General features: G+C 64.7%; 24 protein-coding genes. 9 read left to right on the top strand and 15 right to left on the bottom strand.

Translation table 11 applies throughout. From position 1 onward, the window contains the following. Nucleotides 1–13 precede the first annotated feature (13 nt). Complete coding sequence (gene gltX / locus CXY70_RS00960) at nt 14–1537, bottom strand: glutamate--tRNA ligase (protein ID WP_104190534.1); 1524 nt, start codon at nt 1535–1537, stop codon at nt 14–16. Between the two features lie 89 nt (nt 1538–1626). Here gltX and CXY70_RS00955 point away from each other — a divergent pair, with 89 nt between their 5' ends. Continuing rightward, nucleotides 1627–2700, top strand: coding sequence for an aminotransferase class V-fold PLP-dependent enzyme (locus CXY70_RS00955; RefSeq protein WP_233205654.1), 1074 nt, complete (start codon nt 1627–1629; stop codon nt 2698–2700). A 212-nt stretch (nt 2701–2912) separates the two neighbouring features. Here CXY70_RS00955 and CXY70_RS00950 read toward each other — a convergent pair whose 3' ends face one another. The 3 genes from CXY70_RS00950 to CXY70_RS00940 are packed head-to-tail and all read right to left on the bottom strand — an operon-like array spanning nt 2913 to nt 5829. Further along, a complete protein-coding gene (locus tag CXY70_RS00950; RefSeq protein ID WP_104190532.1) occupies nt 2913–3635 on the bottom strand; it encodes a fumarylacetoacetate hydrolase family protein in 723 nt (240 codons plus the stop codon). Nucleotides 3636–3664: 29 nt separating this feature from the next. Next, on the bottom strand, nt 3665–4762 hold the full coding sequence (locus CXY70_RS00945; protein WP_104190531.1) for a branched-chain amino acid aminotransferase: 1098 nt from the start codon (nt 4760–4762) through the stop codon (nt 3665–3667). Then, on the bottom strand, nt 4759–5829 hold the full coding sequence (locus CXY70_RS00940; RefSeq protein WP_104190530.1) for a 3-isopropylmalate dehydrogenase: 1071 nt from the start codon (nt 5827–5829) through the stop codon (nt 4759–4761). Before CXY70_RS00940 ends, CXY70_RS00945 begins: the two co-directional genes overlap by 4 nt. A 112-nt stretch (nt 5830–5941) precedes the next feature. Between CXY70_RS00940 and CXY70_RS00935 the strand changes: the two genes are divergently transcribed. Then, on the top strand, nt 5942–6193 hold the full coding sequence (locus CXY70_RS00935; protein WP_104190529.1) for a DUF6458 family protein: 252 nt from the start codon (nt 5942–5944) through the stop codon (nt 6191–6193). Here the strand turns inward: CXY70_RS00935 and CXY70_RS00930 are convergent, their stop codons facing one another. Then, entirely contained in the window at nt 6194–7681 is a 1488-nt protein-coding gene (locus CXY70_RS00930) for an MFS transporter (RefSeq protein ID WP_233205657.1), read from the bottom strand. It lies immediately after the preceding gene. A 262-nt stretch (nt 7682–7943) separates the two neighbouring features. Between CXY70_RS00930 and CXY70_RS18445 the strand changes: the two genes are divergently transcribed. Beyond that, nucleotides 7944–8519, top strand: coding sequence for a TetR/AcrR family transcriptional regulator (locus tag CXY70_RS18445; RefSeq protein ID WP_146066014.1), 576 nt, complete (start codon nt 7944–7946; stop codon nt 8517–8519). Between the two features lie 110 nt (nt 8520–8629). Here CXY70_RS18445 and serA read toward each other — a convergent pair whose 3' ends face one another. Next, entirely contained in the window at nt 8630–10222 is a 1593-nt protein-coding gene (gene serA / locus CXY70_RS00920; RefSeq protein WP_104190545.1) for a phosphoglycerate dehydrogenase, read from the bottom strand. An 86-nt stretch (nt 10223–10308) separates the two neighbouring features. Between serA and CXY70_RS00915 the strand changes: the two genes are divergently transcribed. Next, nucleotides 10309–10704, top strand: coding sequence for a DoxX family membrane protein (locus tag CXY70_RS00915; RefSeq protein WP_104190527.1), 396 nt, complete (start codon nt 10309–10311; stop codon nt 10702–10704). Here the strand turns inward: CXY70_RS00915 and CXY70_RS00910 are convergent, their stop codons facing one another. From CXY70_RS00910 to CXY70_RS00870, 9 genes are all read right to left on the bottom strand, one after another. After that, nucleotides 10705–11076, bottom strand: coding sequence for a hypothetical protein (locus CXY70_RS00910; protein WP_104190526.1), 372 nt, complete (start codon nt 11074–11076; stop codon nt 10705–10707). Beyond that, nucleotides 11073–11627, bottom strand: coding sequence for a hypothetical protein (locus tag CXY70_RS00905; protein WP_104190525.1), 555 nt, complete (start codon nt 11625–11627; stop codon nt 11073–11075). The genes CXY70_RS00910 and CXY70_RS00905 overlap by 4 nt, the downstream gene beginning before the upstream one ends. A gap of 24 nt (nt 11628–11651) precedes the next feature. Continuing rightward, nucleotides 11652–12950: an Nramp family divalent metal transporter gene (locus CXY70_RS00900; RefSeq protein ID WP_104190524.1), complete on the bottom strand. Its 1299-nt coding sequence runs from the start codon at nt 12948–12950 to the stop codon at nt 11652–11654. A 225-nt stretch (nt 12951–13175) separates the two neighbouring features. Beyond that, nucleotides 13176–13880, bottom strand: coding sequence for a DUF998 domain-containing protein (locus tag CXY70_RS00895; RefSeq protein WP_104190523.1), 705 nt, complete (start codon nt 13878–13880; stop codon nt 13176–13178). An 84-nt stretch (nt 13881–13964) separates the two neighbouring features. Then, on the bottom strand, nt 13965–14993 hold the full coding sequence (gene ilvC / locus CXY70_RS00890; RefSeq protein ID WP_104190522.1) for a ketol-acid reductoisomerase: 1029 nt from the start codon (nt 14991–14993) through the stop codon (nt 13965–13967). A gap of 46 nt (nt 14994–15039) precedes the next feature. Next, on the bottom strand, nt 15040–15549 hold the full coding sequence (ilvN, locus tag CXY70_RS00885; protein ID WP_104190521.1) for an acetolactate synthase small subunit: 510 nt from the start codon (nt 15547–15549) through the stop codon (nt 15040–15042). Between the two features lie 2 nt (nt 15550–15551). Then, entirely contained in the window at nt 15552–17345 is a 1794-nt protein-coding gene (locus CXY70_RS00880; RefSeq protein WP_104190520.1) for an acetolactate synthase large subunit, read from the bottom strand. A 67-nt stretch (nt 17346–17412) separates the two neighbouring features. Next, complete coding sequence (ilvD, locus tag CXY70_RS00875) at nt 17413–19107, bottom strand: dihydroxy-acid dehydratase (protein ID WP_104190519.1); 1695 nt, start codon at nt 19105–19107, stop codon at nt 17413–17415. Between the two features lie 31 nt (nt 19108–19138). Then, the gene (locus CXY70_RS00870; protein ID WP_233205655.1) at nt 19139–21367 is read right to left on the bottom strand and encodes a bifunctional alpha,alpha-trehalose-phosphate synthase (UDP-forming)/trehalose-phosphatase; all 2229 of its coding nucleotides are present in this window, start codon (nt 21365–21367) and stop codon (nt 19139–19141) included. 138 nt (nt 21368–21505) lie between these two features. Here CXY70_RS00870 and CXY70_RS00865 point away from each other — a divergent pair, with 138 nt between their 5' ends. From CXY70_RS00865 to CXY70_RS00845, 5 genes are all read left to right on the top strand, one after another. Next, nucleotides 21506–21694 (top strand): hypothetical protein, encoded by a 189-nt coding sequence (locus CXY70_RS00865; protein WP_104190517.1) that lies wholly within the window; start codon nt 21506–21508, stop codon nt 21692–21694. 118 nt (nt 21695–21812) lie between these two features. Then, nucleotides 21813–22292 carry a hypothetical protein gene (locus CXY70_RS00860; RefSeq protein WP_104190516.1) on the top strand — a complete coding sequence of 160 codons (480 nt, stop codon included), beginning with the start codon at nt 21813–21815 and terminating at the stop codon, nt 22290–22292. 69 nt (nt 22293–22361) lie between these two features. After that, a complete protein-coding gene (locus CXY70_RS00855; RefSeq protein ID WP_104190515.1) occupies nt 22362–24137 on the top strand; it encodes a glycoside hydrolase family 15 protein in 1776 nt (591 codons plus the stop codon). Nucleotides 24138–24223: 86 nt separating this feature from the next. Continuing rightward, nucleotides 24224–24826 (top strand): biotin transporter BioY, encoded by a 603-nt coding sequence (locus tag CXY70_RS00850; RefSeq protein WP_104190514.1) that lies wholly within the window; start codon nt 24224–24226, stop codon nt 24824–24826. Next, nucleotides 24823–25503 (top strand): ABC transporter ATP-binding protein, encoded by a 681-nt coding sequence (locus CXY70_RS00845; protein ID WP_104190513.1) that lies wholly within the window; start codon nt 24823–24825, stop codon nt 25501–25503. The genes CXY70_RS00850 and CXY70_RS00845 overlap by 4 nt, the downstream gene beginning before the upstream one ends. Nucleotides 25504–25505 lie beyond the last annotated feature (2 nt).

Below are 25505 nucleotides of genomic sequence, written 5' to 3'. Positions count from 1 at the left end.
CACCAGCTCAGTGTCAAGCAGTCGTCGTCACCGTGAGTGCCCGATCAAGGCGGTCGAGGGTTTCGGCCTGACCGAGAATTTCCATTGATTCAAACAGCGGCGGCGAAATCTTGCGGCCCGACAGCGCGACACGCAGCGGACCGAAGGCCACGCGCGGCTTGAGGCCCAGCCCCTCGACGAGCGTCGCGGCGAGCAGTTCATGCACCCGCTCGGTGGTCCATTCCGCTGAAGGAATACTTTCGAGCGCCGTGCGAGACGAGCCGAGAATGTCGGCGGCGTTCTGCGGGAGCGAGGCGAGGGCATCCGCTTCGAGTATGAGATCGGCGCCGGTTACGAACAAAAAACCGAGCATAGCGGGGGCCTCGCCGAGCAGTGCGATGCGCTCCTGAATAAGCGGTGCGCCCTGGGCGAGCAGGGCCAGGTCGGCCGCGCTCGGGGTGTCGCCGAGCACGCCGGCGGTCACCAGATAGGGCACCAGCCGAGCGGCGAAGTCTGACGCTTCCAGCTGGCGAATGTGGTCGCCGTTGATCGACTCGGCCTTCTTGAGGTCGAACCTGGCCGGGTTGGGGTTGACGTTCACGACGTCGAACGCGGCCGTGAACTCGTCGATCGAGAACACGTCGCGGTCATGGGTGAGCGACCAGCCGAGCAGCGCAAGGTAGTTGAGCAGTCCTTCGGGAATGAACCCGCGGTCGCGGTGCAGAAACAGGTTCGCCTCAGCGTCGCGCTTGGAGAGCTTCTTGTTCTTGTCGCCCATGACGTAGGGCAGGTGGCCGAAGCGGGGCACGAAGGTGGTCACGCCGATATCGATGAGCGCGTGGTACAGCGCGATCTGACGCGGGGTCGACGAGAGCAGATCTTCGCCGCGCAGCACGTGGGTGACGCCCATGAGCGCGTCATCGACCGGGTTGACGAAGGGGTAAAGCGGATGCCCGTTCGGGCGCACGACGACAAAGTCACTGAACGATCCGGCCGGGAAGGTAATCTCGCCGCGCACGAGGTCGTCGAAGGAGAGCTCGGTGTCCGGCACCCGCAGGCGCAGTGCCGGGGAGCGACCCTCGGACCGGTAGGCAGCCTTCTGCTCCTCACTGAGGTCACGCTCGAAGTTGTCGTAGCCCATCTTCGGATCGCGCCCGAGGTCGCGGTTACGGATTTCGATCTCTTCGCCGGTGACGAAGCTCTCGTAGATGTGGCCGCTTGCCTTGAGCTGCTCGATGACGCCGCGGTAGATGTCGTAGCGCTCGGACTGGCGGTACGGCGCCTGCGGGCCGCCGACGTCGACGCCCTCGTCCCAGTCCAGCTTCAGCCAGCGCATGGCCTCGACCAGCTGCAGAAAGCTCTCTTCGCTGTCGCGGGCGGCATCGGTGTCTTCGATGCGGAAGATCATTTTGCCGCCGGTGTGCCGGGCGTAGGCCCAGTTGAACATGGCGGTGCGAACGAGGCCCACGTGGGGCGTTCCGGTCGGCGAGGGGCAGAACCGCACGCGAACGTCGGTTCCGGTAGCGGTAGAAAACGGGTGTGCAGTGGTGTCAGACATTACTCATGATTCTAGTTGCGGGAGCCTGCCTGCTGGATTACGAAGGAACAGCTGTTGTCCTATGAATGCCACCTCGTCACACTGGAACCATGACCCCCGCACCAAACCAAAAGAGCACCCTCAGCCTCACCGACGCACGCGCACAGTACACCTCCGGTCGCGGCTATCTGGCCGCCTGCACCCTCGGGCTGCCGACGCACGCCACGATCGCCGCGATGCGCGCCGACACCGAGGCCTGGTCCCGCGGAGAGGCCAGCGCCTCGCGTTACGTCGAGATCGTCGAGCGCGTGCGCGTCGGCTACGCCGACCTCGTCGACGTCACGCCCGACCGGGTGGCAATCGGCTCGCAGACTTCGGTTATGGCGGGCTTGGTAGCCGCGAGCATTCCCGACGGCGCCGAAGTGGTGCTGCCGATTGGCGACTTCAGCTCGATGGTGTTTCCATTTCTGGCGCAGGCCCACCGCGGCGTGACCGTGCGGCAGGTAGCGCTGGCCGACCTGGCTGCGAGCCTGACTGCAAACACCTGGCTCGTGGCGTTTTCGCTCGTGCAGTCCGCCACAGGCACCGTGGCCGACAGCGTCGCCATCCGAGCCGCAGCCCAGGCTACGGGCGCCTTCACCCTGTGCGACACGACCCAGGCAACTGGGTGGATGCCGGTCGACGCCGCGGCATTTGACGCGACAATCTGCCACAGCTACAAATGGCTCGGTGCCCCGCGCGGCGTAGCCTTCTTCACGGTCTTGGAAGCCTTCGCGGCGCAACTGCATCCCATCAACGCCGGCTGGTATGCCGGAGACGACCCGTGGGCATCCTGTTACGGGCCAGCAATGACGCTCGCCCAAGATGCCCGCCGATTCGACGTATCGCCGGCCTGGCCGGCCTGGGCCGGTGCAGAGCCGGCCATCGATCTGTTCCGCAGCCTCGAGCTGGCCGAGGTGCACGCCCACAATGTCGGCCTCGGCAACGCCCTCTGCGACGGTCTGGGGCGGCCCCGGCTCGATCAGGCCATCATCAGTTGGCCGGATGCCGACGGCCGCGACCTCGCGCGCCTCACCAACGCCGGCCTCACCGCCTCGGGCCGGGCCGGTCGGGCCCGCGTCGCCTTCCACCTCTTCAATGACGAAGAAGACGTAGCGCTGGCCCTGGCCGCCCTGCGCCCCTGACCTATTGCTTTCCGGGCCCAGGCCCGGAACGTGGGCCCATGATCAAGCATGGGCCCGGTTGCGTAGGGTGGGCCCGGCGGACCAAGACGGTCTGAGCCGTACATCCGCGCGCCCGGCTTTCGTTCTTTCCGGGCCTGGGCCCGGAACGTGGGCCCATGATCAAGCATGGGCCCGGTTCCGTAAGGTGGATTCGGAGCCAAGCACCGCTCGGATCAGGCCGGGCGCACCACGGGGTTCACGAGTGTTCCGATGCCCTCAATCGACATCGTGACAGTGTCGCCGTCGACGACGTCTGCCGGCGTGTCCATCGGACCGGCCAGAATCACATCGCCCGGCAGCAGCGTGAAAACGCTTGAGGCAAAGGACACGAGCGCAGCAACGACGTCCTCGGTGGTGCGGTCGTCGTCGCCGAGGTCGACCGCCTGAAACTCCTCCTCATTGATCAATCCGCGCAGCGACGTGGCTGCCTCGTCGAACTCCGTCTCAATGATCGGGCCGAGCGGGAGAAACGTATCGAAGGCCCCGGCCCGGGTTTCCGAAGCGAGGTCGGCGGCGGTGACAACCGTCGCGACGGTGTAGCCGAAGACGCGACCAGCGGCATCCGCTATCGAGACGTTCTTGGCAATCTTGCCTATGATGATCGCAAGCTGGCCGTCGACCTCGACCCGATCGGAGGCGGCCGGCAGCACGATGGCGTCGCTGGGGCCGACTACAGTGGTGTTCGGCCGCAGCAGGAACGCCTCAGAAGACACCACCGCGATGATCTTCGAGCGTGGAATCACCGGCGCAAGCAACTTCACGTCGGCCAGGGCCACCCGGTCGCCGGTCGTGTCGAATCCGGCGAACATCGGGTCGCTCGTGAGCACGACCAGTTCGTCGTCGTCAACGATGCCGAATGCGATGGCGCCCTGGTAGCTGTAGCGTGCGATCTTCACGTGTCTCGTTCCCGCTCAAAAGGTTCAGTTTAGTCGAGGCGGGTGAGCCAGCCGTGACGGTCAGGCACGCGCCCGTACTGAATGTCGGTGAGTTCCTGACGTAGCGACAGGGTGACCGCACCCGCCGGGGCATCCGCATCGCCGATCGTGAAGTCCCTGGCCTTGAGCTGGCCGATCGGAGTGACGACAGCGGCGGTTCCGCAGGCGAAAACCTCGGTGATGGCACCGGATGCGACGCCATCACGCCACTCTGCCAGCGTCACCGCGCGCTCTTCCACGGTCATACCGCGGTCGCGGGCGAGCTGCATGATGCTGTCGCGGGTGACGCCCTCGAGAATGGATCCGGTCAGGCGAGGCGTGACAATCGTGTCGGTGCCGTGCACGAAGAACACGTTCATGCCGCCGAGCTCGTCGACGTTCGTTCCGGTCTCGCCGTCAAGAAAGAGCACCTGGGCGCAGCCGTTCTCATACGCCTCCATCTGGGGCAGCAGCGACGCAGCATAGTTACCGCCGCACTTGGCGGCCCCGGTACCGCCGCGGCCAGCGCGGGAGTAATCGGTCGACAGCCAGATCTTCACCGGGGCCACACCGTCGGCGAAGTACGCACCGGCCGGGCTCGCAATCACGTAGAAGCTCACCTTCTGGGCGGCGCGCACCCCGAGAAAGCTTTCGTTGGCGATCATGAACGGGCGGAGGTACAGGCTGGTCTCGGGCGCAGACGGCACCCAGTCGCCGTCGATCGCGATCATCTGCCTGACCGACTCGATGAAGTCCTCCACCGACAACTCAGGAAGGGCGAGGCGGTGGGCTGAGCGTTGCAGCCGCTCGGCGTTCTTCTCGGGACGGAAGGTCCAGATCGAGTTGTCGGCGTGCCGATAGGCCTTGAGGCCCTCGAAGATCTCCTGCCCGTAGTGCAGCACCGACGAGGCGGGATCGAGCATCAACGGGCCGTAGGGGGTGACGCGGGCGTCGTGCCAACCGGCTTCGATCGACCAGTCGATGGTAACCATGTGGTCGGTGAAGTGCTTACCGAAACTCGGGTCAGCAAGAATCTCATCGCGGTCGGCTTTGCCGCGCGCTCCTGTCGACGGCGTGAGGGCAAAAGTCAGGGGAAAAGTCACGGTCATTTCAGTACCTTGTCTGTCAAAAGGGTCACGATGGCGTCGCCCACCTCAGCGGTGCTGCGCCGTACCAGGTTGCTGCGCCGCCGCAGGTCGTCGGCCACCGCCTCGTTGACGCGAGCCGCGGCATCCGTCAGCCCGAGGTGGTCGAGCAGCAGCGCCACCGAGAGGATGGCTGCGGTCGGATCGGCGAGTTGCTGGCCGGCGATATCGGGAGCCGAGCCGTGCACAGGCTCGAACATGCTGGGGAAGCGGCCCGTCGGGTTGATATTGCCGGAGGCTGCCAGGCCGATGCCGCCGCTGATTGCCGCTGCCAGGTCGGTGAGAATGTCGCCAAAGAGGTTATCGGTGACGAGTACATCAAATCTACTCGGATTCGTGACGAAGAAGATCGTCGCTGCGTCGACGTGCAGATAATCGACTTCAACCCGGGGGTACTCGGCGGCCACCTCATTCACGATGCGCTGCCACAGGCTGCCGGCGAAGACGAGCACATTGGTCTTGTGCACGAGGGTGAGGCGTTTGCGCTCGCGGCTCTGGGCCACCTCGAAGGCGTACCGTACGACGCGTTCCACCCCGTAGGCGGTGTTCACGGATACCTCGTTGGCGATCTCCTGGGCAGTGCCGCGGCGGATCGCGCCGCCGTTGCCCACATAGGGGCCCTCAGTGCCCTCGCGCACGACAACGAAATCGACCACGCCGGGGGCGGCGAGCGGGCTCGTGACGCCGGGGTAGATCGTGCAGGGCCGCAGGTTCACATAGTGGTCGAGGGCGAAGCGCAGGCCGAGCAGCAGTCCCCGCTCGATATTGGCGTCTTTCAGGCGCGGATCACCGGGAACGCCGCCGACTGCGCCAAGGAGAATGGCGTCGTGCTGCTGGATTGACGCGAGGTCGGCGTCGGTGAGCACATCACCGGTTTCGAGGAACCGCGCTGCGCCCAGCTGAAACATGCTCGTGCTGATCGTGACGTCGTCGCGGGCTGTGACAGCGCCGAGCACCTTGACGGCCTCTGCGACAACTTCCGGCCCAATCCCGTCTCCCGGAATGACAGCGAGTTTGATAGTACGAGACATGCGGCTCCGAACCGGTCAACGATCACCTGAATTGCTTCTAGTCAAACCTTACCTTTCTCGTCGAAGTGCATAGGCTGGAGCGAAGCGCACTACCAACTGAAAGTGGGCAATCATGAGTATCGGACTGGGAATCTTTCTACTGGTCGTCGGCGCCATTCTGGTGTGGGCCCTCGACGTGACCGTCACCGGGGTGGACCTGCAGCTCGTCGGTTACATTTTGCTCGCGGCCGGCGCGCTCGTGACGATCCTCGGCATCGTGCTGATGACGCGTCGCCGCAACAGCGTGAGCACGACCCGCACCATCGCCGACCCCGCGAACGGCGAGCAGGTCACACGCCGCGAGAATTCGATCGACGACCTGTAGTCAGCGCGCCCGGCGCAGCGCGACGAGCGCGACGACGGCCGCGCCGAGCACGAGTGCAACACCGATCCACGCGGTCATTCCCACACCGCTGTCGAAAGCCTGCCGCGCGGAAACGAGCAGCTGCTGCGCCGCCCCGTCTGGCAGTTGCTCGGCCACGGCCACGGCTCCGCCCAGCGTTTCGGCTGCGGCAAGTCGTTCAGCCGCATTCAGGCCTTCGGGCAACAATACCGCCGCGCGGTACGACACGGTAAGAATGGTGCCGAGCACCGCCGTGCCCAGTACCGCCCCCAGTTCGTAAGCAGTTTCGGACACAGCGGATGCCGCCCCCGCCTTATCGCCCGGTGCCGTCGCCACAATCAGTTCGTTCGACACGGTCTCGGCAGCGCCGATTCCGATACCGAGCAGCACGAAGGCCACACCGATGGAGAAGGCATCGATCTGCCCGCCGCGCAGCGCGATCGACGCGAACCCGGCGACGGATATCAGCAGCGCCAATGGCACCACCCGAGACGGGCGTACCCGGCGGGCGATCGGCACGATCAGCAAACCGGCCACGATCATCGCCACCAGGCCAGGCACCAGCACGAGGCCGGCCGAGAGCGGTGAGAGGCCGAGCACGAGTTGCAGGTGCTGCGAAATGAAGAAGAGACAGCCGACGAGGGCCGTCACGCTGAGCAGGTTGACACCGACGGCACCGCTGAACGCGCCGCGCCGAAACAGGCCCATGTCGAGCATGGGGTTCGGCAGGCGCAGCTGGCGACGCACAAACCACACGCCGAGGCCCAGACCGAGCGCGATCGGGGCCAGAGTGAGCCACGTCACACCGTTCTCGGCGATGCTCTTGATGCCAAAGACGATCGGAAACATGGTGCCGAGCGACAGAGTGATGCTGAGAAAATCTATGCGCCCTGGGTGCGGGTCGCGCGACTCGGTAACCAAAATCGGTGCCAGCACGAGCAGCGGTAGCAGCACAGGAACGGCGATCAAGAACACTGAGCCCCAGGCGAAATGCTCGAGCAGGAGGCCACCGACCACCGGCCCGAGCGCGCTGCCGGCCGCGAAGCCCGTAGCCCAGATGGCGATGGCGAGGCGGCGTTGGTCACGGTTCACAAAGGTGGATCGCAGTAGCGACAGGGTTGAGGGCATGAGCATCGCGCCGAAGAATCCGAGCGCCGCCCGGGCAATGATCAGGCCTTCGATGCTCGGGGCGAACGCCGCAAACACCGACATCACGCCGAACCCTGCCGAGCCGATGAGCAGCAAACGACGTCGCCCGATGCGGTCGCCCAGGCTCCCCATGGCCACGAGCAGCCCGGCGAGCACGAGCGGGTAGATGTCCACCATCCACAACAGCTGCACACCGGTCGGCAGGGTGGCCGTAGAGATCGCCGGCAACGCAAAATTGAGCACGGTGTTGTCGATCGATACGAGCAGCACCGGCAGCATCAGCACGGCCAGCGCCCACCAGCGGCGACGGTCGTGCTGCACGGGCAGGGCGGATGCCGCTCCCCCGGGTGTCCCTGCGCTGGCTGTGAGAGCTTCGTCCTCGGCGACGCGGGACTCGGTGGGCAGCACGGTGGGCAGCACGGTGGGATTGGTGGGACCAGCGGGGGCAGACACGATCTCGTTCACTTTCTGGGTATTTTTTTGACCACCATCGGCGGAACATCAACCTTGACTGTACCGGCTAGACGGTATAGTTGTCCAGTCCGCTTCTTATGCCCAACCGACAGTCTGCGTGTTCGTTACCATGGCCCCTACGTCGAAACCTGCCCCCGCGCCATCCGCTCCCACGCGGGATCGGCTGCTCGACGCTTTCGAGGAGCTTCTGGTCGAGGGTGGCGAACGCTCCGCCACACTCGACTCTGTGGCAGCGGCAGCCGCGGTGTCCAAGGGCGGTTTGCTCTATCACTTCGCCTCGAAGGACGCCCTGGTCGACGGTCTGTTGGCCCGTCTCGACGCGCTCGCGCGCGAGGACGCCGACAACATTCGCACAGCTCCCGCCGGACCGGTCGACTACCTCATTCGCACCTCGGTGCACACCGGCAGTCCGCTTGATCGCGCTTACATCGCCGGTTCCCGGCTCGCCCAAGGCCGGGATCCCCGGGCTATGCAGGTACTCAGCGACATTCGCCGACGCTGGCTCTCGGTCATCGAAGACGACGTGCATGACCCGGATACGGCGCAGGCCATCATGCTGATCAGCGACGGACTCTACGTCAACTCGTCGCTCGCCGCGCACGACATCACACCATCCAGTCACACCGACGAATCGATGACGCGGCTGATCGCCCTGATTGGCCGGCTCCTGCCTCAGGATTCGTAGTAAACCAAACCGGAGCACCCGTCGCTGCGCCAGCTCACGGATTCGCCGTACTTCGGCACGAAGTGGGCGCCTGCAGTGCAGGCGCCCACTCGCATCCGTTCTGATTGAACCTAGTCGGTGAGGTCGATCTCCACCATGATCTCGGCGTCGATCGCGGCACGCACCGAGGCGAGCAGCCCGGCCGGGACCTCGGAGTCGACGGTCAGTACGCTGAGCGCCTTGCCGCCAGCCTCGTGCCGGGCGATCTGCATGCCGGCGATGTTGATGTTGGCCTCGCCAAATTCGCGACCATAGACGGCGACGATTCCGGGGCGGTCGGCGTAGAGCATGACGATGAGGTTCTTGGCGAACGGAACCTCAACGTCGTAGCCGTTGATCTCGACGATCTTCTCGATCTGCTTGGTGCCGGTGAGGGTACCCGAGACGGAGACCTGCGAACCGTCGGCGAGGGCGCCGCGCAGGGTGATGACGTTGCGGTACTCGGGCGATTCGGCGTCGGTGAGCATGCGCACGGTGACCCCGCGCTGCTCGGCAAGCAGCGGAGCGTTGACGTAGGAGACGGTTTCGCTGACCACGTTGGTGAAGATGCCCTTGAGCGCGGCGAGCTTGAGCACGCTGACGTCGAACTCTACGAGCTCGCCGCGCACCTCGATGTCAACGCTCGTGAGCGGGCTGTGGGCAGCCAATCCGGAGAACACCTGGCCGAGCTTTTCAACCAACGGGATGCCGGGGCGCACGTAGGAATCGATGACACCTCCCGCTACGTTGACTGCGTCGGGAACGAGCTCGCCGGAGAGCGCGAGGCGCACAGACTTGGCGACGGAGACACCGGCCTTCTCCTGGGCTTCGTCGGTTGAGGCGCCGAGGTGCGGGGTGGTAATGATGTTGTCGAGTCCAAGCAGCGGCGAGCCGGTGGGCGGTTCGCTGACGAACACGTCGAGGCCGGCGCCGGCGATGGTGCCGGCGAGGAGGGCCTCGTGCAGCGCCTCTTCGTCGATGAGTCCGCCGCGGGCGACGTTCACGACGAATGCGCTCGGCTTCATCAGCTTGAGCTGCGCTGCACCGATCATTCCGGTGGTCTCCGGGGTCTTCGGCATGTGGATCGTGACGAAGTCAGACTGCGCGAGCAGTTCGTCGAGGGTGACCGGCGTCACGCCGAGCTGCTGGGCGCGGGCCGACGTGATGTAGGGGTCGTAGGCGATGACGTTGGTGCCGAAGGCCTGCATGCGGGCAGTGATGAGAGCGCCGATGCGGCCGAGGCCGATGATGCCGATGGTCTTTTCGTAGAGCTCGACACCGGTGTACTTGGAACGCTTCCACTGGCCGTCGGCGAGGGCGCCGGAGGCGGCCGGAATGTGACGGGCCAGGCTGAGGATATGCCCGACGGTCAGCTCGGCGGCAGAGATGATGTTGGAGGTCGGAGCGTTCACAACCATGACTCCGGCCGCGGTGGCGGCCTTGATGTCTACGTTGTCGAGGCCGACACCCGCGCGGGCGATGACCTTCAACCGCGGCGCGGCCTTGATTGCTGCGGCATCCATCTTGGTGGCGGACCGCACCAAAACGGCCTGCGCCGTGGCGAGCTCGGCGAACAACGCGGAGCGATCCGTGCCGTCGACGTGGTGAATGTCAAAGTCGGGCCCGAGGGCGTCGACGGTGGCGGGGGAAAGTTCTTCGGCGATCAGGACGACGGGCTTCGACAATAAAATCGGATCCTTAGATTGCATTTGTTGATGGCAGGGCAAGCGGCGCTACTCGGATTCCACCCTACCGGCTGCACAATAGACCAATGAGCAGCGACGTAATAGACGGTCTCCAACTGGTTCTGCGCGTGCTTCTGGCGCTGGTTTTCATTGGCGCCGGGATCACTCATTTTCGGCCAGCGGTGCAGCGCACGATGGCGGCCATGATTCCACCGCGGCTGCGGCGGAGCGGTCTGGCCAGCCCCGTCAACCTCGTGTTGTTTACCGGGGTGTGCGAGATTGCTGGCGGGCTGGGATTGCTCTATCCACCGACCATGGTCGTCGCGGCCGGGGCACTCGTGATCTTTCTAGCTGCGGTGTTTCCGGCCAACGCCTACGCTGCGCGCCATCCGAAGCGATTTGGACGGGTAGCGATCCCCTTTGTCCCCCGACTCATCGCCCAGCTGGTATTGATGGCCCTCATCATTGTCGCGGTGCTCTAGCTAGACGATCAACCGACCGAGGCTGAACACAGTGGCAATGTCGAGCGACACGGCCGCCACCGCGCACAGCCCGACGAGCAGGGTCAGTGCCTGCACTCCGAAGGCCCGGTTGCGTCCCAGCCAATAGGCCATCGCGTAGACCAGCACCGGCAGGAGCACCCCGAAAATGAGCACGACCCAACCGAAGCCGCTCAGCTGGGTATCGAGGGACTGCGCCTGCAGGTTCAGCCCGACGAGGTTGCCGACGGCTTCCCACACGTCGTAGGCGTAGAACAGCCCGAAGAATATTGCGATGCTGAGCAGTGCCCACCGGGGTGGACGTCGACGGGTGGCGGTGGTGCCGCCTGGGACACTGCCCTCTGCACTGCTCATGAGCTGGCTCCCGAACCGATAATGAAGGGCAAGGGGGCGAGCACGACGACGCCGATCAACAGCCAGATCAGTCGGGCACGCGGTCGACTGGTCGTGAGCCAATAGGTTGCTCCGAACCAGGCAAGTGGCGCCGCTACCGCCAGCCAGGCGCCGAGCGAGAACATGAATTCGGTGACCGGGTCGGTGACGGATTTTTCAATGCGCGCGACACCGATGAACCAGCCGATCGTGTACAGCAGGTACATGCCGGCGAGGATGCCCATGCCGACCAGGGCGACCGAGCTCGCTGCGGTGCCGTCAGTCGCGGTGCCGTCAGTCGCGGTGCCGTCAGTCGCGACGCCTCCAGTCGCGGTGCCGTCAGGCGCGACCGCGTGAGCCGTCTCCGGGTCAGACTTCGCCGGATGCTGCGCCGAAGTGGTCGGCTGCGGAACGGTCCATCCCTCGGGCAGACCGCGCGGTTCCGGCGCCGCCTGATCTGTGCCCCCTGAAGTCAAGGTCGGATCATCGTCGCCGGCCCAGTTCAGCGCATCGTCGTCGCGTGTGGCGTTCATTCCTACAGAGTATCCGGTTGCCACCTAGGCGAACAGTGGAGCAAGGGCCGTGATCAGTTGCTGCACTCCGAGCACGATGAACAGCAGCGCGCAGATTCCGAGCGCCACATTGGTGAACCACTTATTGCGCCATTCCCGCGGGATGCGCTTGCCGTTCAACAGTCCCAGCAGGGTGACGGCGAGAAACGGCATGAACAGTGAGCCGAGCACGCCGTAGGCCAGAATGAGGCCGATCGGTGAGCCGAGCAAAAACAGGATCATGGGCGGAAAGGTGAGCCACAACAGGTAGAACTTGAAGTATTTGCCACCGACGAGGGTGTCGGGGTGGCCAGACTTCTTGCCGCGCATGTTGCCCCAGAAGTCGGCGAACATGAGGCTCACGCCGTTCCACACACCGATGATCGATGAGAAGGATGCCGCCCAGAAGCCCACCAGAAATCCGGTACCGACGACGACGCCGTACTTCTCGTTAAGCACCGTGGAGAGGTCGAGTAGTCCCTTGTCCCCCGCGCTCAGGGTGACGCCGGCAGCGGCGACCACCTCGGCGCCGACGATGAGCATGGCGACGACGAAGATGCCGGTCATGACGTAGGCCATGCGGTTGTCGATACGCATGACTTTCATCCAGCGCGGGGTGGACCAGCCCTTTTCGCGCAGCCAGTAACCGTAAGCGGCGAGGGTGATGGTGCCGCCGACACCGCCGGCCAGGGCGAGGGTGTAGAGCACGCCACCCTCGGGAATGATCGGCACGAGGCCGGCAAGCATGGCCGGAAAGTCGGGCGCGGCGATGACGGCCAGACCGACGACGGTGATGAACATGATGCCGACGAGCACGGCGGTGACTTTCTCAAAGAAGGCGTAGCGGCCGAACCAGACCATGGTGAGACCGGCCAGACCCATGAGAACGGCCCAGACTGGCAGCGGAAAGACCGGGAACAGTGCAGCAAGGGGAAGGGCTGCCGAGGACATGGCAGTGGCCCCGTAAACGAAGCCCCACAACATAATGTACGGCCCGAAGTACCAGGTGGTCCACGTGCCGAGGGACCGCCAGCCCTCAAAAATGGTCCTGCCGGTGGCGAGGGTGTACCGGCCGGCGCCCTCGACCAGCACGATCTTGAGGATCACGCCGAGAATGACCGCCCAGAGCAGGGCGTAGCCGTAGCGCGAGCCGGCCACGAGGGTAGCGACCATGTCGGCCGCTCCCACACCGGTGGCAGCCACGACGAGGCCGGGGCCGACGATTTTCCACTTGGGCAGTGGGCCATCGCTTTGCACTGTCGGTGCGGCCAGCTGGTCGTCGTCGTTGTATTTGCCTGAGGTCATGGTACTGCCGGCCTAACGCGAGTGGAACGGATGGCCCCCCAGCGCGTGGCATATCTGGTCTAGACGCCCGCTACGCTGCGGCACAGCTGTGCATCCGTGCACAGGACCCGATGAAAGCTACGTTCTCGCCCCCAACGTAGTACAAGTCTAGGGGCAGGTCAGGTGCTGACGGTCGAGGCAGGCGGAATGTTGTCGTTCAGCGCGATCGCCTGCTTGCACGAAGTTCTAATCGAGACGACGGATGCTGGCGGCAACCGTATACGTCCAGCCCAAAATACCGAGGAGGCAAACCCGTTCGGCGAGCCCGAACAGCGCAGGCTGCACGGTGAGGGTGAGTCCGAGAAAGAGCAGGCCCAGCACGGCGAGGGTGGTGAAGGCGAGGGCCACGCTCCGTGCCGCGGGCAGCGCTCCGCTGCGATAAAGCCAGGCGGTGAGCAGCATAATCGCGACCAAAGCGACGACAAAGCCGACAGTGGCCACGACGAGGTGAATAGTACCGGCCGTTGTCACGGCGACCACACCGTGACCGGCCGTGGCCGCTGCCGCGCCGTTCACGGCAATCACCACATCGGTCGGGAAAAAGGCGAGCACACCCGAGCAGACACCGCCAAGGGCAAACAGTGCCAGGCCAGCGGGCAGGAGACGACGCGAAGGCACTCGGGCAAGATAGCGCGTGCGGGCCGTCGCGTAGAGTGCTCCGACGGCGGCACCCGACGTGACCGCCCGGCCCAGAAAATTGACATTCATCACCCAGCCGTAGGGACCGACGGCGAGATTGCTCTCGGCGTCGCTGATCGGGCTGTAGTGCGGCGGCAGAAACTGCAGTACGACGTCGACGAGAACGTAGAGCAGCACGCCGACCATGGCGGCCGCCGCGCTGCGGCGTCGCCACACACCTAACGCGCGTGGGCTCATGCTGGTGACAGCCATACTCGGGGCCTTTCAAATGCAGCGCACAAAGGGACCCTCGCGAACGAGGGCCCCTTTGTCATGCGAATCGCATTCAGCGGATGCTTAGCGCGAGACCGATCCGTCGGTGTAGTCGTCGTCGGTCGACGCGTTCCACGCGAAGAGCTTGCGCAGGCTGCGGCCGGTAGCCTCGATCGGGTGTTCCTCGCCCTTCTTGCGCAGCGCGAGGAACTCGACTCCGCCGTTATCCTGATCGGCGATGAAGCGCTCGGCAAACGCGCCGCTCTGGATGTCGGCGAGAACGGCCTTCATGTTCTCCTTGACGCTCGGGTCGATGACGCGCGGGCCGGAGACGTAGTCGCCGTACTCCGCGGTGTCGGAGACGCTCCAACGCTGCTTGGCAATGCCACCCTCCCACATGAGGTCGACGATGAGCTTGAGCTCGTGCAGCACCTCGAAGTAGGCAACCTGCGGCTGGTAACCAGCCTCGGTGAGAACCTCGAAGCCGTACTGGATCAGCTGCGAGGTGCCACCGCAGAGAACGGCCTGCTCGCCGAACAGGTCGGTTTCGGTCTCTTCGGTGAAGGTGGTTTTGATGCCGGCAGCGCGCAGGCCACCGATCGCCTTCGCGTAGCTGAGGGTGAGGGGCCAGGCTTGGCCGGAGGCATCCTTCTCGACGGCAACGATCACGGGAACGCCGCGGCCAGCTTCGAATTCGCGGCGCACGGTGTGGCCCGGTCCCTTGGGGGCGACCATGATGACGTCGACGCCATCGGGAGCTTCGATGTAACCGAAGCGGATGTTGAATCCGTGTCCAAAGACGAGGGCCTTACCAGCGGTCAGGTTCGGAAGCACGTCGTCCTTGTAGAGGTGACGCTGCACCTGGTCGGGAGCGAGGATGACGATAACGTCAGCCCAGGCCGCGGCATCTGCTGTGGACAGCACGGTGAAGCCGGCTTCTTCTGCCTTGGACTTGCTCTTGGACCCATCCTTCAGGCCGACCCTGACCTCTACGCCGGAGTCGCGCAGGTTCTGCGCGTGGGCGTGACCCTGCGAGCCATAGCCGATAACGGCCACCTTCTTGCCCGCAATGATCGACAGGTCGGCGTCTTTGTCGTAGAAAATCTCAGACAATGTGTATCTCTCCTCGTGAATTGATGATTAGAAAAGCTAAAAAACGTTAGTTTTTGAAAACTCGCTCGGTGATCGACTTGGAGCCGCGGCCGATGGCGAGCAGGCCGGACTGGGCCAGCTCCCGAATGCCGAACGGTTCGAGCACCCGCAACAGCGCCTGCGTCTTGCCGCTGTTGCCGGTGACCTCGATCACGACGGCGTCGGTGGCCACATCGACGACGCTGGCGCGGAACAGATTGACCGCCTCCAGCACCTGCGACCTCGTCGTGTTGTCGACCTTGACCTTGATCAGCAGGTGTTCGCGCTGCACCGACTGCGCCACGTCGAGCTCGACGATTTTGATGACATTGATCAGCTTATTGAGTTGTTTGGTCACCTGCTCGAGCGGCACGTCTTCGACGTCGACGAGGATCGTGATGCGGGACAGGCCGGGGATCTCGCTGTGGCCAACAGCGAGGCTTTCAATGTTGAAACCTCGACGCGCGAACAGGCCGGCGACACGCGTGAGCAGGCCGGGCTTGTCTTCGACGAGCAGACTTAGAACGTGGCTCGTCACTCTTACTCGTCTCCCCAGGTCGGTGCGTGGTCTTTGGCGTACTGAACGAAACTGTTACTGACGCCCTGCGGTACCATCGGCCAGACCATGGCACCGGGGCTCACGATGAAGTCGATCACGACCGGGCGGTCGTTGGTGGCGAGGGCCAGTTTGATGGCGTCATCGACCTGGTCCTTGCTAGTGACCCGAATTCCGAGCGCACCATAGGCATCCGCCATCTTGACGAAATCGGGCACCATCGCGGTGCCATGACCGGTATTAAGGTCGGTGAAGGAGTGGCGTCCGTCATAGAACAGGGATTGCCACTGGCGCACCATGCCGAGCGACGAGTTGTTGATGATCGCGACCTTGATCGGAATCTTGTTGATCGTGCAGGTGGCAAGCTCCTGATTGGTCATCTGGAAGCAGCCATCTCCATCGATCGACCAGACCACCCGGTCCGGTTCGGCGACCTTGGCCCCCATGGCAGCCGGAACGGAGTAGCCCATGGTGCCGGCGCCACCGGAGTTCAGCCACGAGTTGGGTCGCTCATACTTGATGAACTGCGCCGCCCACATTTGGTGCTGGCCGACACCGGCCGCGTAGACCGCCTCGGGGCCGGTGAGCTCACCGATGCGCTGGATCACATATTGCGGGGCGAGCAGTCCGTCGGTCGGCTCGGTGAAGCCGAGCGGGAACTCTTCCTTCAGGCCGTGCAGGTAGGTCCACCACTCGGTCGTATCAGGTTCGGATCCCTGTACGGCATCGGCCCAGGCCAGGGTCAGATCGGCGATGACATCCTTGGCATCCCCGACGATGGGTACGTCGGCGAAGCGGATCTTGGAGATCTCGGCCGGGTCGACGTCAACGTGCACGATCTTCGCGTTGGGCGCGAATTCGCTGATCTTTCCGGTCACCCGGTCGTCGAAGCGCGCTCCGAACGAGATGATGAGGTCGCTTTCCTGCAGCGCGAGCACGGCCGGAACCGTGCCGTGCATACCCGGCATGCCGAGGTGCTGCGGGTGCGAGTCGGGAAACGCACCGCGGGCCATGAGGGTGGTCACGACGGGTGCACCGGTTGCTTCGGCCAGGGCGAGCAGTTCAGCGGATGCCTGGGCGCGGATAACACCTCCGCCCGCGTACAGTACGGGCTTCTTCGCGGCCAGCAGCAGCTGGGCTGCCGCCTGCACCTGCTTGCCGTGCGCCTTGACGATCGGACGGTAGCCGGGGAGGTCGAGCTTGGGCGGCCAGATGAACGGCGCCAGGTTCTGCTGCGCGTCCTTGGTGATGTCCACAAGCACCGGGCCGGGGCGGCCGGTGGAAGCGATGTGGTACGCCGACGCGATCGCGGCCGGAATCTCTTCGGCGCGACGGGCGAGGAAGGAGTGCTTGGTGATCGGCATGGTGATGCCGATGATGTCGGCCTCCTGGAAGGCGTCCGTTCCCATCGAGGTGGAAAACACCTGGCCGGTGATCGCGAGCAACGGAACCGAGTCCATGTAGGCATCCGCTATGGCGGTGACAAGGTTGGTAGCGCCAGGGCCGCTCGTGGCGATGGCAACGCCAACGCGACCCGTGGCGGAGGCGTAGCCCTCGGCTGCGTGGCCGGCTCCCTGTTCGTGCCGCACCAGGATGTGGCGAATCTTGGTTTGCGTCATGAGCTCGTCGTACAGCGGAATGACGGCGCCGCCGGGGATGCCGAAGACATCAGTGACGCCGAGCAGTTCGAGGGTGCGAATGATTGCTCCCGAGCCGGTAAGCATCTCCGGCTCTGCAGACGCCGGAGCTGAAGGCACGGGACTGGTTTCCGTGGTCATGGTCGTTGAATCCCTACTTCGAATCGGTCGGTTGGGGCTTACCCGTTCGCGAGATCACCCGGTGCGATTAGCCGGTGATGGCGCCTTCGGCGGCTGAGTGCACGAGCTTGGCGTACTTGGCGAGGACGCCACGCGTATAGCGCGGGGGAAGCGGCGCCCAGCCTTCTCGGCGGGCGGCCAGCTCGCCAGAAGCGACCAGTAGGTCAAGCGTGCGAGCTGCGATATCGACCCGTATCAGATCCCCATCGCGCACGAAGGCGATTGGACCTGCGTCCACCGCTTCGGGTGCTATGTGGCCGATACACAGTCCGGTTGTGCCGCCTGAGAATCGACCGTCCGTTAACAGTAGTACATCAGAGCCGAGGCCTGCGCCCTTGATGGCGGCGGTGATCGAGAGCATCTCGCGCATGCCCGGCCCGCCCTTGGGACCTTCATAGCGGATGATGACAACGTCACCCTTGTAGATCTTGCCCTCGGTCAGCGCGTCCATCGCGGCGCGCTCCCGCTCGAACACCCGTGCCGGTCCCTCAAACACGGCAGCGTCGAAGCCCGCGGTCTTCACGACGGCGCCCTCGGGGGCAAAGGTGCCCTTGAGGATAGTGATACCACCGCTTTTGTGAATGGGATTGTCGAGCGTGCGCAGCACCTCCCCGTCGAGGTCGGGCGGGTCGATCTCGGCGAGGTTCTCGGCCACGGTCTTGCCGGTGACGGTGAGCGCGTCGCCGTGAATCAGGCCGGCTTCCAGCAGCGCGCGCATGACGACGGGAACGCCGCCCTGACGGTCGACGTCGTTCATGACGTACTTGCCGAAGGGCTTGAGGTCGCCGATATGCGGCACCTGGTCGCCAATGCGGTTGAAGTCATCGAGGGTGAGTTCGACCTCGGCCTCACGGGCGATGGCGAGCAGGTGCAGCACCACGTTGGTCGAGCCGCCGAAGGCCATCGCCACGGCAATGGCGTTCTCGAATGCCTTGCGGGTGAGAATGTCGCGGGCCGTGATGCCGAGGCGCAGCATGTTGACGACGGCTTCGCCCGAGCGGCGGGCAAAATAGTCGCGGCGACGATCAGCGGATGCCGGGCTCGCCGAGCCGGGCAGGCTCATTCCGAGGGCTTCCGCGACGCTGGCCATGGTGTTTGCGGTGTACATGCCGCCGCAGGCGCCCTCACCGGGAGCAAACGCGCATTCGATGCGCTTGGCATCCGCTTCGCTCATGCGGCCGGCTTTGACCGCGCCGACGGCTTCAAACGAGTCGATGATAGTGATGTCTTTTTCGGTGCCGTCGGAGAGCTTGACCCAGCCCGGCGCGATCGATCCGGCATAGAGGAACACGCTCGCGAGGTCGAGGCGGGCTGCGGCCATGAGCATACCCGGCAGTGACTTGTCGCAGCCGGCGAGCAGCACGCTGCCGTCGAGACGCTCGGCCTGCATGACGACCTCGACCGAGTCAGCGATGACCTCGCGGGAGACGAGGGAGAAGTGCATGCCCTCGTGACCCATCGAAATGCCATCGGAGACGGAGATGGTGCCGAACTGCAGTGGGTAGCCGCCGCCGGAATGTACACCCTCCTTAGCGGCCTGAGCCAGGCGGTCGAGCGACAGGTTGCACGGTGTGATCTCGTTCCACGAGCTCGCAATACCGATCTGTGGCTTGTCCCAGTCGGCGTCGCCCATGCCGACAGCACGGAGCATGCCACGGGATGTTGTGGCCTCGATCCCATCGGTGACGTCGCGGCTACGGGGTTTCACATCAATCTCAGACATGCTTCTGAGTCTAGAACCTTGCCGAGCCGGGTCAGCGCGTCTGGGCCGAGCGCAGCTCGGCGATGCGCGCCAGAACCTGGGTGACCTCGCGCGGGCTGCGTACCCGGTAACTCGCGAGGGTGGCACCCTGCCCGATTTTGAGCCCGACGTCGTCGTCGCGCAGAGCCCCGAAGGCATCCTCGTCGGTTACGTCGTCACCGGCGTAAAACACGCGATCGGCACCGGTGTATTCGCGCAACTTAGTGACGGCGTCACCCTTGGTGCTTGAGCGCACCGAGAATTCGAGTACGTTCTTACCTTCTCGAACGGTCAACGAGGGCAGCTGATCGCCGAGTTGCTCACGCGCTTGACGCTCGGCCTTCTGGCCGTCTTCCTCGGTGGCGAGGCGAGTGTGCAGGGCCAGGCCCGCGGGCTTGCGCTCAATGGTGGTGCCGGCGATTCCGCCGGAAATGCTCTCGAGCACCCGGGCGAGCGTATCGAGTTGCTCGAGTTCGGTGGAAAGCAGGTTGAGCTCAATCTCGGGGGTATCCAGCTGCACCTCGATGCCGTGCGAACCGGTGAGCAGCACCGAGCTCTGCGGCTGGGCGACGTGTTGCAGGCTCACCAGGGCGCGTCCGGAGACGAGGGCGACTCGCACGCCCGGCAGGTCGAGCAGGGCCTGCACGGTTTCCCGGGTGCCGGCGATGGCGCGGGCGTCTTCGGGGTGGTCGACGTGGGGCGCCAGGGTGCCGTCGAAGTCGAGGGCGATGAGCAGGTTCTCGGCGCCGGCAATGCTTTGCAGGGCCAGGTCGAGGTCGTCGGGGATTCCGGCTGGCACGGCGGCTCCGCCGGTGAGCGCTCTCAGAAAGGAAGCCGACCAGACGGCGACATCGTTTTCGGCGACTTTGCGTCGCAGCGAGCGCATGCGCCGCGAACGCTCCCGCTTGGGCATCTCCACCGCTCGCACGATAGCGTCCTTGGTGCCGTCAATGTCGTGCGGATTGATGAGAATTGCCTGTTTCAGTTCATCGGCGGCGCCGGCGAACTCGCTCAACACGAGCACTCCGTCGACGTCGAAGCGCGCGGCCACGTACTCTTTGGCGACGAGGTTCATGCCGTCGCGCAGGGCGGTGACGAGCATAACGTCGGCGGCAAGGTACATCGCGACCATCTCTTCGCGCGGATAGCTATGGTGGTGGTAGCTGATGGCGGTGTGACTGATCGTGGAGAAATCGCCGTTGAGCCGGCCGACGGCGAGCTCGATCTCGTCGCGCAGGGCCATATAAGTACTGACTCGTTCACGGGACGGGCTGGCGACCTGCACCAGGGTAACGTCTTCGACGCTCAACCGACCGTCGGCCAGCAGCTCACCAAAGGCCTTGATGCGGTGGCCGATGCCCTTGGTGTAATCGAGCCGGTCGACACCGAGCATCAGTGTTTTGGGGTTGCCAAGGTCTGCGCGAATTTGGCGAGCCCTCGCTTGAATATCGGGTCGCCGAGCAAGTTCTTCGTAGCCGGCGGAGTCGATCGAGATGGGAAAGTGTTTGGCGATGACGCGGCGGGACTCTTCGTTCTCACCGGTCGGCACGTCGATGACGACGCCGCGGGTGGGGTAGCCGTAGAGGCGACGTACCGCTTGAGAAAAGTTACCGGCGTCTGCACTTCGCTGAAAGCCGATCACGTCAGCGCCGAGCAGCCCGTGCAGAATTTGTTTGCGCCAGGGCAGCTGCGCATAGATTCCATAGGGCGGAAAGGGGATGTGGTTGAAAAAACCGATGACGAGGTCGGGGCGGGCTTCGCGCAGCATGCGCGGCACGAGCTGCAGCTGGTAATCGTGCACCCAGACCGTTGCCCCCGGGGCGGCGACCGCGGCAGCCGCCGCGGCGAATCGGCGGTTGACGGCCATATACGCTTCCCATGTTTCGCGGTGAAAGCTCGGCGGAGCGATAACGTCGTGGTACAGCGGCCAGAGCGTGTCGTTGGAGAAGCCCTCGTAATAGTCCTTGATATCGGCTTCATCGAGCCGCACCGGCACAAGCGAAATCCCGTCATTTTCGAACGGTTCGAAATCGCGGTCTGCGACACCCGGCCAGCCGACCCAGGCTCCGTGCGAGGAACGCATCAGCGGTTCGAGCGCGGTGACCAGCCCGCCGGGCGACGTGCGCCACGTAACGGCGCCGTCCTCGGCTTCTTCGTAATCGACCGGCAGCCGGTTCGAGACGACGACGAAGGTGTACGTGCCGGCGGGGGCAGGCGCGGGCTCTACGAGTGGCGGGTTGATCTCGGACCGTGTGGGTCCGGCTGAAGTTGAAATGGATCATCCGTTCCGGGCACACCCGAGGTGCACACCTGTGTGGCGGTTCCAAGGTTACCAGTCGGGGTACGCCTATTCCCGGGTAACCTGATGCCGGAGGAACACATGCGAAAGTTCTTGTTCAGCAGCGCAATGATCGGCGTTATCGCCGGTGGGTGGAACACCGTACAGGCCACGCGGCACGGTCCGCGGGACTGGCGCCTCGTAATGCTGTGGCTCGGCTGGGGCCTGAGCGCCGCCGTCGCCATCGGCACGGTCATCGAAGACGCGAATGAACGTCAAATCGAGAGCTGAATTCAGCTCCCAATCGGCGCGTTCGGCGGCGTGTCCCCCGGCAAGTCGACGACTTGTCACCGAAAATAAACAGAGTGGCTCATTTCAGCTGCACACGCGCACCGGAAAGGGGCTTGTCATGTTTGGTCGTCGACGCCGACGTTTGGCCGCGAGTGCGGCGCTGAACGTCGCCTCCGCCCCGGTGCTGCGCGACGAACAAATTTTCGAGCTGCTGCACGACAAGCTCACTGCGTTGGTCGGTGAGCACGGCACCTGGACGCTGGTGGCCCGCAGCGCGGACGACACCGAAGTCATTTTTCACGCGTTGAAGGCCAGAGAGATCGCGACCGAGCTGACCGAGGTGATCACCACCGAACAAGCCGCCCTGCGCGGCGAGAGCAGTGGTGAGCCGACCGCCCTGTCCTGGTCCCCCATGCCAATCACGACCTGGAGCGACCCGGCAGTGAGCGAGACTCCGGCACGCACAGCGACTAGGGTCGACGCCACGCTCATTGAAGTCACGAGTGTCGAAACCATCGATGACGACCTGACTGCAGCATCCGCTGCCTGGATCGACAAGGCCTCCGCGACGCTCGCCTCGGCCCGCCTCGTCGCCTGACCGAATCGGCGACAATTTCGGCGTTCGATCGTCGGCCCATTCTCACCCTGGTGCTGACAGTATGGCCTGATGGCACTCAATATCGAGGACTACGCACTCATCAGTGACTGTCACTCGGCGGCGCTAGTCGGTCGGGACGGCAGCATCGACTGGCTGTGCCTGCCGCGCTATGACTCCGCCTCGATGTTCGCAGCGCTCCTCGGCAATGAGAATGACGGTCGGTGGCTGTTGGCCCCGGCCGACTCAACCGCCACTTCAACCCGCAGCTATCAGGGCGATACTTTCGTGCTGTCAACGGTGTGGACCACGGCCACCGGCCGGGTCGAGGTACTCGACTTCATGCCGCACGGTGACGGCCGGGCCGATCTGGTGCGCCGGGTGCGCGGCATCAGCGGCACGGTGCACATGACGCAGGATCTGCGCATCCGCTTTGGCTATGCCACGATCATGCCGTGGGTGCGCCAGCTCAAGGGCGAAGCGGTACGGGGCCTCGTTGCGATTGCCGGACCCGACGCCGTCGTGATGCGCGGCCCTGAGCTGCGCGCCGCCGACCACCGCCACGTGTCCCATTTCGACGTCACGACCGGGGACACGATTGACGCGCACATGACCTGGTATCCCTCACACCGCGATACTCCGCCCGCCATCGACATCGATTCTGCCCACGCCGAGACCTGCGCCTGGTGGCAGAAATGGGCGTCGTGTTGCAGCCATCAGGGACCCTTGCGCGCCCAGGTGGTGCGTTCCCTGCTGGTGCTGCGTGCGCTGACTCATGAGCGAACCGGCGGCATTGTGGCGGCTGCCACGACCTCACTGCCCGAGCAGATCGGCGGCACCCGCAACTGGGACTACCGCTACGTCTGGCTCCGCGACGCTTCGCTCACACTCGAGGTTCTGCTCAGCCACGGTTACGAGTTGGAGGCCGACGCCTGGCGAGCCTGGCTGCTGCGCGCCATTGCCGGCGACCCGGGCGACGTGCAGATCATGTACGGCCTCTCCGGCGAGCGCTACCTGCCCGAGCATGAACTGACCGGCCTGCCGGGCTACAAGGGCTCCTCCCCCGTGCGCGTGGGAAACGGCGCGGTCGACCAGTTCCAATCCGACGTGATCGGCGAGGTGATGGTGGCCTTGCATGCCGCTCGTGCTGCGGGCGTGCGCGAGAACGAGTTCTCCTGGCCGCTGCAGCGGGCCCTGATGAGCTTTCTCGAGAAGAACTGGCGCCGTGCCGACCAGGGCATTTGGGAGGTACGCGGCCAGCCCCGGGAATTCACCCACTCGCGCGTAATGGTCTGGGCCGCCTTCGACCGCGCGGTGCGAGGCATTGAAGAGTGCGGCCTCGATGGTCCGCTCGACCGTTGGAAGTCCCTGCGCGACGAGGTACGTACCGACATCGAGACCCGCGCTTTTGACGTGGCTCGAAACAGCTATATGCAGTACTTGGGCAGCACCGAAGTGGATGCCTCGCTGCTCGTACTCCCGCAGGTCGGGTTCTGCGCACCCACCGATCCACGCATGCTCGGTACCGTGGCCGCGATCGAGGCCGACCTCATGCGAGATGGGCTGCTGCTGCGGTACCGCACCCACGCCGCGGTCGACGGATTGCCGCCGGGCGAGCATCCGTTTCTGGCCTGCTCCTTCTGGATGGTTGAGCAATACGCCACGTCAGGACGACTTGACGATGCCAATGCGCTCATGAACCGGCTGCTCGGCTTCGTGAACGACGTCGGGCTGCTGTCGGAGGAGTACGACGTGACCAACGGACACCAGATGGGCAACACCCCGCAAGCCCTCTCACACCTGGCCCTGGTTCGGGCAGCGGATGCAATTATGGCCGCCGGGTCGTGATCCCGATCACGACCTCTACAGTTCGTGGTGTTTTGTTGTAGGTATTCTTCAGCGGCGGGTGGGTGCCGAATTCTAGATTTGAAACCATGACCGATACCACCCGTGTGAGCGCCCCGACCAAGCGCCTTCTGCCCGCCCGCGACCTAGCCCAGATCGCCATTTTTGCCGCCCTTATCGCTGCGCTCGGACTGGCCGGCCCGCTCAACATCGGGCCAGTGCCGATCACCCTGCAATCGCTCGGCGTAATGTTCGCCGGGGCGATTCTTGGCCCGCGCAAGGGAACCCTCGCCGTGCTGTTGTTCCTCGTTCTGACAGCGGTCGGTCTGCCCCTGCTCGCCGGAGCGCGCGGCGGGATCGGCGTGTTCACGGTGAGCCCGGCGGCCGGCTACCTCTACGGCTGGTTGCTCGGGGCCTTCGTCACCGGTTATCTCACCGCCCGTCTGCTGCCGAAGTATCCGTTCTGGCTGGCCCTCGGCGCCACGATTCTCGGCGGCATCGTCGCGGTCTACCTGATCGGCATTCCGGTCATGGCTTTGAACCTCGGCCTACCGCTCTGGACCACGCTCGGCCTAAACGTCGCCTTCATTCCCGGAGACCTGATCAAGGTCGTCGTGACCGTGCTCGTTGCACGCCAGGTGCACAAGGCTTACCCTGGCCTGATCGCGAAGGGTCACCGGCCGCTAGCGTGAGCATCATCCGCTTCGACCAGGTCGGGCAGTCGTTCGGTGAGCGCAGGGTGCTGCGCGACGTGAACCTCAGCCTGACCGAGCACCGCATCGGCATCGTCGGCGCCAACGGTTCGGGCAAGTCCACGCTTGTGCGCATGATCAATGGGCTCGTCACGCCGACGAGCGGAACCGTGACGGTGGACGGGCTCGACGTGGCCCGCCATGCCCGTGAGGTGCGCCGCAAGGTGGGGTTTATTTTCACGAATCCCGACAACCAGATCGTGATGCCCACCGTGCAGGAAGACGTGGCGTTCACCCTGCGCCGGCGCGGTTTATCTCCCGCCGAAATTGCTGAGCGCACGGCAGCGGCCCTGGACCAGTTCGGTCTGAGCGAGCACGCCGAGCACCCGGCGCACCGCCTCTCCGGCGGGCAAAAGCAGCTGCTCGCCCTTGCCGCCGTGCTCGTGGCGAAGCCGGCCACGATCGTCGCCGACGAGCCAACCACCCTGCTCGACGCTCGAAATGCCCGACGCATCGGCGAGCTGTTGCAGACACTCCCCCAGCAGGTCATCGTCGTCACCCACCACCTGCACCTGGTCGAAGAATTCGACCGGGTGATCGTGATCGAAGAGGGCGCGGTCGTTGCCGACGGAGCGCCCGCGCAATCTCTGGCGTCCTACCGCGCCCTGCTGCAGTGAGC

The organism is Cryobacterium sp. Y82 (assembly GCF_002929495.1).
Lineage (GTDB): Bacteria > Actinomycetota > Actinomycetes > Actinomycetales > Microbacteriaceae > Cryobacterium > Cryobacterium serini.
This window is presented reverse-complemented; position numbering and strand designations above follow the sequence as displayed.